The organism is Clostridium sp. AM58-1XD (assembly GCF_003464085.1).
Classification (GTDB): Bacteria; Bacillota; Clostridia; order Lachnospirales; family Lachnospiraceae; genus Lachnoclostridium_A.
Map to the genome: position 1 here is coordinate 1 of NZ_QSDR01000053.1, position 12,677 is coordinate 12,677.

10 protein-coding genes, 1 other RNA gene and 2 pseudogenes are annotated in these 12,677 nt (G+C 45.7%); 2 read left to right on the plus strand and 11 right to left on the minus strand.

The window, feature by feature from the left end; all coding sequences use genetic code 11:
* Positions 1–432 precede the first annotated feature (432 nt).
* From DXA13_RS19905 to DXA13_RS19940, 8 genes and pseudogenes are all read right to left on the minus strand, one after another.
* Complete coding sequence (locus DXA13_RS19905; protein ID WP_243009247.1) at positions 433–1,161, minus strand: CvpA family protein; 729 nt, start codon at positions 1,159–1,161, stop codon at positions 433–435.
* A gap of 4 nt (positions 1,162–1,165) precedes the next feature.
* Positions 1,166–1,996: a Cof-type HAD-IIB family hydrolase gene (locus tag DXA13_RS19910; RefSeq protein WP_118246750.1), complete on the minus strand. Its 831-nt coding sequence runs from the start codon at positions 1,994–1,996 to the stop codon at positions 1,166–1,168.
* A 1-nt stretch (position 1,997) separates the two neighbouring features.
* Positions 1,998–4,181: a tetratricopeptide repeat protein gene (locus tag DXA13_RS19915; protein ID WP_118246751.1), complete on the minus strand. Its 2,184-nt coding sequence runs from the start codon at positions 4,179–4,181 to the stop codon at positions 1,998–2,000.
* Between the two features lie 32 nt (positions 4,182–4,213).
* Positions 4,214–4,810 carry a recombination mediator RecR gene (gene recR / locus DXA13_RS19920; protein WP_118246752.1) on the minus strand — a complete coding sequence of 199 codons (597 nt, stop codon included), beginning with the start codon at positions 4,808–4,810 and terminating at the stop codon, positions 4,214–4,216.
* Between the two features lies 1 nt (position 4,811).
* Positions 4,812–5,165, minus strand: coding sequence for a YbaB/EbfC family nucleoid-associated protein (locus tag DXA13_RS19925; RefSeq protein WP_118246753.1), 354 nt, complete (start codon positions 5,163–5,165; stop codon positions 4,812–4,814).
* Positions 5,166–5,194: 29 nt separating this feature from the next.
* Positions 5,195–6,795 (minus strand): annotated as a pseudogene (gene dnaX / locus DXA13_RS19930) (DNA polymerase III subunit gamma/tau).
* 32 nt (positions 6,796–6,827) lie between these two features.
* Entirely contained in the window at positions 6,828–7,907 is a 1,080-nt protein-coding gene (locus DXA13_RS19935; RefSeq protein WP_118246754.1) for an ATP-dependent 6-phosphofructokinase, read from the minus strand.
* 182 nt (positions 7,908–8,089) lie between these two features.
* Positions 8,090–8,443: a NusG domain II-containing protein gene (locus DXA13_RS19940; RefSeq protein ID WP_347559939.1), complete on the minus strand. Its 354-nt coding sequence runs from the start codon at positions 8,441–8,443 to the stop codon at positions 8,090–8,092.
* A 216-nt stretch (positions 8,444–8,659) separates the two neighbouring features.
* Here DXA13_RS19940 and DXA13_RS19945 point away from each other — a divergent pair, with 216 nt between their 5' ends.
* Entirely contained in the window at positions 8,660–9,439 is a 780-nt protein-coding gene (locus DXA13_RS19945) for an FMN-binding protein (RefSeq protein ID WP_118246756.1), read from the plus strand.
* Positions 9,440–9,660: 221 nt separating this feature from the next.
* Here the strand turns inward: DXA13_RS19945 and ffs are convergent.
* Positions 9,661–9,922: signal recognition particle sRNA large type (gene ffs / locus DXA13_RS19950), an RNA gene on the minus strand.
* A gap of 541 nt (positions 9,923–10,463) precedes the next feature.
* On the minus strand, positions 10,464–10,934 hold the full coding sequence (gene tadA, locus DXA13_RS19960) for a tRNA adenosine(34) deaminase TadA (protein WP_118246758.1): 471 nt from the start codon (positions 10,932–10,934) through the stop codon (positions 10,464–10,466).
* An 81-nt stretch (positions 10,935–11,015) separates the two neighbouring features.
* On the opposite strand from tadA, the gene DXA13_RS19965 reads away from it, so the two are divergent.
* Positions 11,016–11,711 carry an anaerobic ribonucleoside-triphosphate reductase activating protein gene (locus DXA13_RS19965; protein ID WP_118246759.1) on the plus strand — a complete coding sequence of 232 codons (696 nt, stop codon included), beginning with the start codon at positions 11,016–11,018 and terminating at the stop codon, positions 11,709–11,711.
* Positions 11,712–11,753: 42 nt separating this feature from the next.
* On the opposite strand, the pseudogene DXA13_RS22210 reads toward DXA13_RS19965, so the two are convergent.
* A pseudogene (locus DXA13_RS22210) lies at positions 11,754–12,677 on the minus strand (hypothetical protein); the annotation flags it as partial.

The following is a 12,677-nucleotide window of genomic DNA, read 5'->3' on the forward strand; positions in this document are numbered from 1 at the left end:
TAAGAATTTTTCAGGGTTTTACATACTGTTTAATCTTCAATTTTCAAGGTTCTTTTGTCTGTTTCTGTCGGCTGTTTTTTTCAGCGACGCGTTATATCTTATCATAACCACTCGGCCTTGTCAACAACTTTTTGAAACTTTTTTCAAATTCTTTTTTGAAGAATTTTATAACACAATTTAATCTTTCTTCTGATTTCTTTGTGTCCGCCGCTTTCCCGCGCCGGTGAATCATAATATACCACGCCCTTTTAATATTGTCAAGGGAATTTGTGGCTTTTTTTTAAACAATTTTTTTCTTCCAAAATTCACCACTATATATGCCACAAATTATAGATTTATTCTATATTTAGTGGTAAATAAAAAAAGTCTTTTCGAAAAAGAATTGTATTCTTTTTCAAAGACTTTTTCAAATTGGTCAATCAATATATGCAATTATATGGTTCCATGAAGAATTCCCATAGCGATATGAATAAGGAAATTGTGATTATAAAGGAACGAAAGCCATGTGCTTTTTTCGATCTGCTGTATCAGTGCCATTCCTCCAGGCGTTCCCGCAAATACTGTGAGCACCAGACAAGCGATCCAGATAAGTAGCAGCCCCTGTGCCAGACCAATGCCGGCTCCTGCTATTTGATTTAATCCCGATAGTATAGGAAGTTTTGCAATCAGGTCCAGCCATCGCATGACAAGATGAATCGCCAAAAATACGATAAAAAACACAATAATATATGCAATACCGTTTAAAATTGTATTGCTTAAATACGCACCGATGTAATCTGCAAAACGATCGACACCCAGTAATTCATACACTTCGCTGTTATTATTGGCAAGCAGCTCCTTTTTTATCCCTTCCGGCAGCTCCAGGCCCTCAATATAAGAGCGTTGAGCAGACGGTTCTTTTTCGCCTGTCTCCTCGTTCTGATCTTCGTCCGGTACAACAGCTGAAACGAGTATATTCTGTATTACTTTATGAGCTGCGGTATCCTGCTTCAAAAAGGTCTTTACCTGAGGCATCAGCAGATTGGCAACTATAATCGCAGCTACAAGCGCAGCTACAGACACTACCTGTCTGATAAAGCCGCGGTAGTGTCCATAAAGCATCATCGCTATTAAAAATACAGCTGTTCCAACAGACAGCCAGTGCTCCATCATCATTTCCATATTATCACTGTCCTAATACAAGCGTCCTGATTGCCGCAGCAACCCCGCTGTTTTCATTGCTTATGGTTATATAATCGGCCATATCCTTCAAAAACGGCGCTCCATTTTCCATTACAACACCAATACCGGCTTTTTCTATCATGGAAATATCATTTTCGCCGTCTCCAAAAGCCATCGTCTGTTCCCGGGGTATGCCAAGATATTCAGCCAGCCTCAAAATTCCATCTCCCTTTGTAGCACCGGCCGCATTAATTTCCAGATTATTCGGCATGGATGAGCTTACCAGGATGTGGCTGTTGCGTGACAGGATTTCCCTCACATGGCTTCTGGTTGCAGAATCCCTGAAAAATATATTCATTTTCTCAATAGGACCGTCGTAAGACTTGACGTGATCAATAATGCTGGGATATGCATCCCTTGTTTTGTACATCAGATCTTGTATGCCGGGAGTTATTCCATAGTCGTCCATATGATTCAGAAAGCGCTCCTCTGAAACGCCTCTTCCTTCTATATATGCATCATACATAACAGGATACTTTTCCGCTGTCTCCATAACCTCAAGTGTATGCTCTTTTGTAAGGAGACAGGAGCTTATGATTTTGTTGTCTTCCATATCGACAACTTTTCCGCCATTGATTGTAATAGCATACCGTACTCCCGGAATATCTTTTACGACATCTGGGATTCCATTAACCGTGCGCCCTGTAGCAGGAACAATATAAATCCCACGGGCAATACATTCCTTCAGCACCTGCTCATTTTCAGCTGTCAGCTTTTTATCATCGTTTAAAAGCGTCCCATCCAAATCCAAAGCAATTAATTTAATTTCCGCCATATTAGATAAAATGCTCCTCCTTCAAAATAAGCAGTCCGTCCTTATTGTATTTTGGTGAAAATACACCCGTAATCAACTTTCCAAGTGATGGTTTTTCTGCCTTGTCTGCTGCCTCCTCAATCAATTCCTCGGCATTTTTTCTGGTAAGAGGTATTCCCTCTTCTTCCATAATTTCAATGCGCTCATAGAGTGCCAGCATACTTTTTCCAGTTATGCTGCAGTCAATATCCCCTGCATACTTACAGGCATATTCAGCAAACTCATCGATATCCATTTCCTTTTCATCTGACTCTGATGATCGGCTGCCGTCGTATGCTTCTTCTTCATATTCTTCAGAATCATCATACTCCTCATCGGAATATTCTTCATCGTCATATTCTCCATCACCATCATATTCTCCGTCATCATATTCCCCATCGTCGTACTCTTCATCATCGTACTCGTCGTCGTAATCCTCTTCCGGCTCTGGTGCGGCATGCTTTCTCTTTCCCGTTTTTTCCAACTGTTCTGACTGCTGGGCTTTCATCGACTTTTCTGGCTCTGCCGGCCTTACTACAGCCGCCTGTGCCATTTTCTCTTCTTTTTCTGCCTGACGTCTCACTGCTTCTTCCACTTCAGTCAGATCTTCTTCTCTGCTTTCCGGGACCTCATCACGTGATCCGATACACTCGAATTTCTGTGCAAGCTTTGGATTCTTTAAATGGAGTTCTTCTAACTGGCGCGGATTGTCTATTAAGACAACAATTACACCAGTTTCATCTTTTTCCATAAATTCATTCAACTCATCAAGGACGTTCTGGCTTAAATCACCCGCTTCCTCGATTACGAGGTCTTTGCCTGTGATTTTATCAGCAACAGCAAAAATACCCTTTTTATTCAGCCTTGATCCTGTGATTTTAGCAATAATCTGCTTTGTTCCCATCTCCTTATGGATCTTTTTCAGGGCATCTAATGCCATCTCAAGTCCTTTTTCCGGAGTTTTGGCCTCTATCATAAGATGATTTGCTGTTTTTTCTTCCTCTTCATCGTCCCACAGATCTTCAATAATAATATCGTCGTCACCACCGTTTTCCGGCTCTTCCTCTGATGTTACTGCTGATTCCATAGCTGCCTGAGCTGCCTCATCTGCAGTATCATCCGCCCATTTTCGCTCAGGCATTGGGATGACATTCTTAATATCCGTAAGGATTCTCGTCTGACCTGCCGGGTCTTCCTCGTCTTCATAATCTCCGCTCGGCATGCTGGCCATTGATCTTGCCAGCCTCTCTTCTTCCTCTGCCTCTCTCATTCTTGCCGCTAGAACCTTATCAATGGAAGGCGCAGCTTCATTCTGATCGTCTTCCTCCTCTTCTCTGATCTGAGTCTGCGGTTCCGGTTCATCCCATACACTGGTTACAGGCTGCGGTTCCGGTTCAGTTTCTTCTTCCGGTTCATATGCTTGTTCATATCTTTCCCTGCCGTCTTCGTAATATTCTTCCTGATCAGCAGTCATATCAGAATCGTCCGGCTGGCTGTCTTCATATTCTTCCGACATACCGTCTCCATTTTCAACAGCGCGCAGTTTCGCTTCATACTTATCCCGGTTCTCCACCAAATCCATCTGATACGAAGTAAGCGGCTGATATTGAGTCTTCAGGTTCATAGCCTTATCTACGTATTTTCCGATACCGAACATCAGCATAATTCTGTCGCATGTTTTTACGCATTCATCGCCATATCCGGCTTCATTGTAAAGAGTTGCCAGTTCATACATCCATTTTTCATCTAACTCCTGGGCTGTATACTGTTCCAGGGAATGGATCAGCTGTTCTGCAGGCGCTCCCTTTTCTTTCAGAATTAAATAACGCAGAAGATGCTGTCTGGAATCCTCAGGCGCCAGGTCACAGAACTCCCGGTAATATGCTTCTGCCTCTTCAATGTTATTCTCTTTTATGGCAAGTTCTGCAAGCTTATAGAGCAGACGCTTTCCGATCGGTGCGCGTTCAAACGCCAGAAGAAGGATATCCTTTGCTTCCGAATATTCTTCATTTTTTTCATATACCTGGGCAATCATGGAAAGCAGGTTCGCATTACGGACCCTTCTCCAGTCGATGGTATCAGCAATTTTCATCGCTGTTTCATAATCGCCCTTACTTACAAGTTTCTTGATTTGTTCAATCTTAATATTAAACTCGTATTTATCCATTTTTGCATCTCCTAACACTTATCTATTCGAAATTACAGTTCCACCCGGCCTTCCAGGGCACGGAGAAGAGTTACCTCATCTATGTATTCCAGATCGCCGCCTACCGGCACGCCACTGGCAATTCTTGAAACTTTTATTCCTGTCGGCTTAATCAGCTTGCTGATATACATAGCTGTTGTTTCTCCCTCCAGGCTGGAATTTGTAGCTATAATGACTTCATTAATATCTCCCTGAAGCCGCTGCATAAGCTCCTTCAGCCGAATGTCATTGGGGCCTATTCCCAGCATTGGAGAAATCGCGCCGTGAAGGACATGATAAACTCCGTCATATTTTCCCGTTTTTTCGTAGGCCGCCAGGTCTCTGGTGTTCTCTACGACCATAATTACTCTGTGGTCGCGCTTATCACTGCTGCAGATTGGGCAAAGTTCTCTGTCCGTCAGCGTAAAGCATTCTTTACAGTACCTGACATTATTCTTGGCATCTGTAATCGCTCCCGCAAGTCTTTCTACCTGTTCCTGCGGCATATTAATAATGTGAAACGCCAGTCTCTGTGCTGATTTGCTGCCTACTCCCGGAAGCTTGGACAGCTCTTCGATTAATTTTGTGATCTGACTGCTGTAGTAATCCATATTAGAACGGGAATCCTCCGCCCAATCCGCCGAGACCGCCTGTCAGTTTGGACATAGCCGCTCCCGAAGCCTCTTCCACCTGACGCAGTGCCTCATTCGTTGCTGCTACGATCAGGTCTTCCAGCATCTCAATATCATCCGGATCCACAACTTCTTCCGAAAGTTTAACGGATACAATCTCTTTCTTACCGGAAATAGTCACCGCAACAGCGCCGCCGCCGGCAGTCGCCGTATATTCCTTTGTCTCAAGCTCTTTTGTTGTCTCCTCCATCTGCTTCTGCATCTTTTGAGCCTGTTTCATTAAATTTGTCATATTGCCAGGCATTCCGCCTGGAAAACCGCCACGTTTTGCCATGGTGATAACCTCCTGATTTTAATCTTCTTTTAATCTTCTATAGTAATATCCATGTGGATATTTGCTTTCAGTTCCTCTTCACTTACGTAAATCGTATCAAAACGCTCTCCGCTTCCCGCCAGTCTGGCCTTAAATGAAATAGTTTTCCCAAACTTCTGTTCCACAAAGCGTTCAATTTCTCCCAACGCCGTCGGCCTGCTGCCGATATCATAACTCTCCGACGCAGAAAACACAACACATAGGCAGTCTGCTCCGCCTGGTTCCACTACTGTATTGCGGAAGCTGGACTTAATTGAGCCGCCGATTTCCCGTATGATCTTGCCCCAGTCGTTTCGGATCAGATTCAGGTCATCCAGCTGTGTCTTAGGCAGGGTAACCTGTTTCGGCGGATCAGCTGCATGCATGGTCTCCTCTCCTGAACCGGCGGGATCTGCACGGCTTACAGGCTGGCCTGCTGCTGCGGGCACCGTAAACCTTCCCTCTTCCAGCCGTTCTTCTATCTCATTCAGCCTCTGAACGACTGAGTCCAGATTTTCTTCCATCTGCGGCTTTGTCAGCCTGATAAATGCCAGCTCTACAAGTACCCTCTTCTGAGACGCGTACCTGATCTGATTGGAGAGGTCTGAAAACACCCGTATATATCGCATAAGCGTCTCCGTCCTGGTCAGTCCGGCCTCTTCCTTCAGAAGCTTTATGTTATCTTCTGACATATCAAGCATATTTTCCGCATCGTCCGTCGTCATAATCAAAAGCAGATTTCTCATATACCAGATAAAGTCACTGACAAATTGGCCCAGCTCTCTACCCTGAACGACCATTTCTTCCAGGTAATAAATGCAGGATTTTGTGTCCCCTGAAGTAATTGCCCGGAATAAATTGCTGAAGACCGTGGTATCCACGGCCCCCAGTACTTCCAGCACATTGTCGTAGGTAAGAGCTTACCATAGTGGAACGCTACGCACTGGTCCAGAAGGCTCAAGGCATCTCTCATCGACCCGTCAGCCGCTCTGGCTATATAGGTCAGAGCTTTCTCCTCTACTTCAATCTGCTCCGCATCTGTCAGCTCTTTCAATCGGGCTGCCAGTGTCGGCAAAGTAATTCTTTTGAAATCATATCTCTGGCATCGGGAGAGCACCGTTATCGGAATCTTGTGCACTTCTGTCGTAGCCAGAATAAATATCACATAAGACGGCGGTTCCTCTAATGTCTTCAGCAGCGCATTAAATGCGCCTGTAGAAAGCATATGGACCTCGTCGATAATATAGACGCGGTATCGCCCTTCTGTCGGCGGATACTGCACCTGCTCTCTGATCTCACGGATATTTTCCACACCGTTGTTGGAGGCCGCATCGATTTCTACGACGTTTAAAGAGGCCCCGCTTATTATGCTCTGACACGTCGGGCACTCATTACACGGACTTCCATGATCAGGATTTTCACAGTTCACCGCCCTGGCAAATATTTTTGCAATACTCGTCTTACCTGTTCCCCTTGTGCCGCAGAACAGATATGCATGTCCGATACGCTGCGATGTTATTTGATTTTTTAATGTCTGCACAATGTGGTCCTGTCCTTTAACATCTTCAAATGTAACAGGCCGCCACTTCCGGTACAACGCCGTATATGACATGTTAAAACTCCTTTAAACCCATATTTCAGCAATTATTCATCACCGAAGCTGATTCCCATTCCCTTCGCATCTTGAATCATGGTACAGTTCGGGTCAACGGTTTTCAGCTTACCCGCCACTTCTTCCAGCGGTACTGTAGTAATATCATCATTCTTTACCGCCACCATAAAGCCATATTCACCTCTTTTAATCAGCTGCGCTGCCGCTGCACCAAGGCGTGTGGACAAAACTCTGTCATACGGACACGGTTCTCCGCCCCTCTGCATATGGCCCGGAACCGTAACGCGCACTTCCTGTCCCGTCTTTTCTGAAATCTGTGCTCCGATCTCATATGCGACCGAAGGATATACAACTCCGTTTTTCTTTTTATCTTTCAGCTCTTTCTTGCTAAGCTTTGCGTCCTCCTTGGAAATAGCGCCTTCTGCGACCGCAATAATGGAAAAACGTTTTCCGTTCTTGGCTCTCGTCTTAATCGCGTTTGCCACGATATCCACATCATATGGAATCTCCGGAAGCAGAATAATATCAGCTCCGCCGGCTATTCCAGCATGAAGAGTGAGCCACCCGACTTTATGTCCCATAACTTCCACAATAAACACTCTGCCATGAGATGCTGCCGTCGTATGAATACAGTCAATCGCATTTGTAGCTACGTTTACCGCGCTCTGGAATCCAAAGGTAATATCTGTTCCCCAGAGATCATTATCGATCGTTTTTGGCAGAGAAACGATATTAAGCCCCTCTTCTCTCAGCAGGTTTGCCGTCTTCTGGCTTCCGTTCCCTCCAAGCACGACGAGGCATTCCAGTTTTAATTTCTTGTAGGTGTGTTTCATGGCCTCCACTTTATCCAGGCCGTTTTCATCCGGAATACGCATGAGCTTGAATGGCTGGCGGGACGTGCCGAGAATGGTTCCTCCCCGCGTTAAAATTCCTGAAAAATCTGATGGTTTCATAATATGATAATCTGCATATATCAATCCCTTATAACCATCCTCGAATCCTATTATTTCTACATCATCATACATGTTATAGAGGGCTTTGGCTACGCCTCTCATGGTCGCGTTCAGACTTTGGCAGTCACCGCCGCTGGTTAACATTCCAATCCTTTTCATCCAAAACACACCCTTTCTTTATTTTGGTACCTGAAGTTACAGTACACCCATTTTGTAATTATAATACAAAGGAGATACAGGGGCAAGAAAAAATTTCTTACTTTATTCTTTAAAATCCGTTTCTGTTATGATAAAATATGCCGGAATGGCAACACTATTAGCGAATGGTAAACACGGCCCTGCTAATCGCCTTTTATCCTGATAATCATCTTATTGGGAAGACATGCTATCGTCTCCGTGCTCAGGCTGATTTTTCCTGTATGAACGCAAACCTTATCCGGACACGACGCTTCATCGCACCATATTTTTCCATCCTTTACCATGATGTGATTAGTGCCGCCCTGATATCCGCTGATCAGGACTTCCGTTTCTTCTTCAAGGCTGATCGTCTCCACGACCTGTCCTTCTACCAGAATTTCAGCCAGTTTAGCCGGTCTGCCTGACGCCTGCAGACGTAATACGGCAAATATGGCGGCTGCTGCAAGAAGAACGACAATTAAGATTATATCCTGTTTTTTTATTTTATTTTCCATCATTTACTCTTCCTTAATACGTTAAATTTCATTTTTATTATGTTCCATAATTTTTTTAATACCCGCACAAAGCCGATGTGGACAGATATCACGTCTGTTTGGCAGTCATTATCTGTACCTGCTTTGCGGTCATTATACCATATCCCATCATAACTGCAACGGGGAAACGCTGACTGGTTCATCCATCATATATCATACTACAACAAAGGAGCTGACTCTATGGGCAAATCGAATATGAGTGAAAGAACAAAAAATTACATCGGGCTGGCCATTATGGCCGTTCTGGCCTTATTACTGGTCTTCATTTCCGGACCGTTATATCGTTCTCTCAGCAAAATAGGACGTGTTAAAGGCACGGAATCTATTTATACAGCAGGGACATACACAGGAACGGCCAGAGGATACGGAGGTCCCGTAACCGTAACATTAACTGTAACGGACAAGGATATCGAAAAGCTGTCGGCTACCGGTCCTGATGAAACGCCGTCAATCGGCGGGCAGGCAGTATCTTCCATGCCTTCCCGAATTTTAAAACAGCAGACCGTCGTCGTCGATGGTGTTGCAGGAGCTACTTACACCAGCAATGCCATAAAAGAGGCCACGGAACAGGCCCTTGCACTCGCCAGAGGTGAAAGCCTCCCCGAAGACTCCAATGAGGGAATTTCCATCGGCGAAATGAATCTTAAGGACGGAACTTACACGTATACTGCTGATGAGTTCGACGACTCCGGCTTTAAAGACATTGTATCAGTTACAATTGAAAACGGCGCCGTTACCGAATGCAGCTGGGACAACACAGATAAAGAGGGCGAGACAAAAAGCAAACTTTCCATGGAAGGGAAATATGTGATGTCGGAAACAGGAGCGCCATGGTATAAGCAGGCGGAAGCCGTTTCCGACTACGTTATTTCCCATCAGGAACCGTTTCCCTCGCAGATTCTTCCGGATATGCCACCGACACAATTGCCTCTGTCAGCATTAACATCAGTGGATTCCTAAACGGTTTGAATCACTGTCTGGAACAGGCAGCAAAGTAAAAATCACAAAAAGGCCATGTATATTCATGAAATCTGTCGTTCCAGACAGTCCTCATGAATATACATGGCCTGATTTTTTATTGCACTCGTTCCCCGATCGAAAACAAATGGGAACCGCCTCGACCAATCGGTCAAGCCTCTGCAAATATTTCTGCGCGTTTCATGCGCATAACTATTTTAAATCCGTGCGTCCCGCTTTGTACACTTATCACAGACGTTACTCCTGCAGTTAACTCGGCCCAGGCGACCTTACGGCACACAAAAGGTTTCACTTAGTGCTGCTGCATTCCTGCCCTGACACGGTTCATGAATTTCTGTTGCGCAAGACCCAGACTTCAACGCCACTTACAAAAGGCAGCTCCACAATAACATGCCCGAGGCGGGACATCACCCCTGCTGGAGCGGATTGCAGGTACAGGGCACCGCTATCTCCCCGGCTGCACGGAAACTTTATGACATCTTTAATGGGTATCATTACAGCTACAGACGCTGGCTGCAGAACCGTAATAACCAGTTAAGTATACCGTTTCCGTCCAAATTTGTCAAGGCGGCAGTTTCTTTATTCCTGCTGCAGGTGATACATCGTTACTGTTCACAGGTAATAACCCGCGAGGTGTTTTTTGTGAGTGGAGCGTGGCGGAAGTCACAGAAAACCCCAGGTCTGCGGCGTGAAACGACGTTTTTTGCCGTTTCTGTGCATCGCGTAGCGCGTTACTGGGAACGGAGTGAACAGTAACGATACATCCCGGCTGCCAGGACGCAACGATGCCAAACCAGTTGCTGAGGAAACTGTTTTTCAAGGCGCCCGTCCTGAGCTGCCTGGCGAGGTCAGAATTGTTAAGCATTGCAGTGGCCCGGTTTGCGGTAGCCGCGGTAGCGGAGTCGTGCCGACTTCTTTGTACAGCCCATAAAATCATCTATTTCTTTATAATTAATTATACAATCTTAAATACATCATTTATCCTGGCCCATATACCCGAAAAACGTTAGGTAGACTTTTTGTCCTTCTTTCTCAAAGACCTGAAAAAGTCCTTCAGCATGTTGGAGCATTCCTCCCCCATTAAACCGACCTCCGTCTCTACCTGATGGTTAAAACCGTCTTCATGAAGCAGGTCCATAACCGAACCGGCACAGCCTGCCTTTGGGTTCATACAGGCGATAACTGCTTTTGGTATCCGGGCCTGTACAATCGCGCCCGCACACATGGGACATGGTTCCAGAGTTATATAAATCGTACAATCTTCCAGACGCCAGTCTCCTATTTTTTTACACGCTTTTCTGATCGCTATAATCTCTGCATGCGCCAGTACGCTGTGGTCCGTCATCCTTCTGTTATATCCTCTGCCGATAATCTTTCCTTCATGGACGATGACGCAGCCGATCGGCACCTCATTCAAAGCGGCGGCTTTCTTCGCCTGTCGGACAGCTTCCCTCATGTATTTCTCTTCTGATACCATCTGTATTCCTCTTTCCATACGATTTTATCCATGATATACTACATAAGTATATACGATAAATAAATGATTGGAAATGATAAAATGAAAATTTGCGGTTTTCAAAAAACTACTCTTCTCGATTTTCCCGGTCATGTAGCTGCTACAATATTTCTGGGCTCCTGCAATTTCCGCTGTCCGTTCTGCCATAACAGCGAACTGCTGGGAAATGATGCAGAAGCCCTTTTTACTCCTGAAGAAATATTAACTGTCCTTTCCAGACGTTCCGGTATTCTGGAGGGCGTATGCATTACAGGCGGAGAACCCACACTTTCGTCAGGTCTGGAGAATTTCATCCGCGAGATCCGCTCTCTTGGCCTTGCCATCAAGCTGGATACAAACGGATACCGCCCACGCGTTTTAGAGCAGCTTTGCAGCCAGAACCTGGTCGACTACGTTGCCATGGACATTAAATCCAGTCCTGAAAATTATTCCATGGTTGCGGGAATTCAGAACCTGGATATCCGTCTGATCGACGAAAGCATTTCTTTTCTGAAAAGCGGTTCTGTCCCGTACGAATTCCGCACTACCGTAGTAAAAGGGCTGCATGCCGATGAAGATTTCACGAGTATCGGCCGCTGGCTTCAGGGAGCTTCCCGTTATTTTCTGCAAAACTATGTGGAATCCGACCAGGTGCTGTCTCCAGGTTTTGGAAGCTATTCTGCCGAAGAGCTTCTCTCTTTTGCAGATCTGGTACGTCCCTTTGTCAGCAGCGTACAGCTGCGAGGCGTCGATATCTAATGATCTTCATTCCATTTTTTAATCCCATCCGTTAATCCATTCTCACCTGTCATTACCCAGCTTGACATCCGTATACCAGTATCCGAAGCGGCCGTTTTCTACCGGCTGCTTTTTTGACAGTACGAAATGCGGGAAACCGAACATGGACGCCATATTTTTTTCATTGCTGAAATAGTGTCCAGGCACACCCAGCAGGAATCTCGGCTTTCCATTAGGGTTATGGAGGCGCACAAGAATCAGATAGTGATAACTGTAATAGCTGTGAAGCAGAAAACTGTTATTTCCATATACCCAGTTTTCTCTTGGAAGCAGACCGATATCCTGAGGTTTAATGCTCAGAATTTCACATCCGTTATCATAATCAAACGCCTGAATTTTAGGATACTGTCTGCTGAATCTGTCCCAGAGAATTTCGTAATCCAATTCACCGTCGTTCCGGTCCGTATTCACAGGTTCTTCATTCGGCTCTTCCGGAAGCGGAACCTCCTGTTCATCATCCACGGTCATGGTTTGTGAATCATCCGGCTGTTCTTGCCCTGATTCCTCTTCTCCAGTCTGGGGCATATGTATCTGGTTTTCTTCTGGTTCTTCCTGAGCGACTTCTTCCCTGGGCTGAGGAGGCAATGCCTGACGCTCCCATGGCTGTGCCTTTGTCATCTTTTCTTCCAGAACCTGTTCCTTCGTCTGCATCTCACCTTCAGACGGCTGAGAAACCCACTCTCTCGGTTCTGTCATAACTGCTGGATTAACATTTTCAGTCGTCTCTTTAGCAACCTCTATCACATCAGATTCTGGGGCAGCCTGCGTTTCCTGTATCTGCTGCCTCATCATCCCCGGTCCTGGACGATGTCCCGACGGTGGCGGCGGCATCCCCGGTCCCGGACGATATCCCGGCGGTGGCGGCGGCATCCCGGACGATATCCCGGCGGTGGCGGCGGCATTCCCGGTCCCGAATGTTGGCCCGGC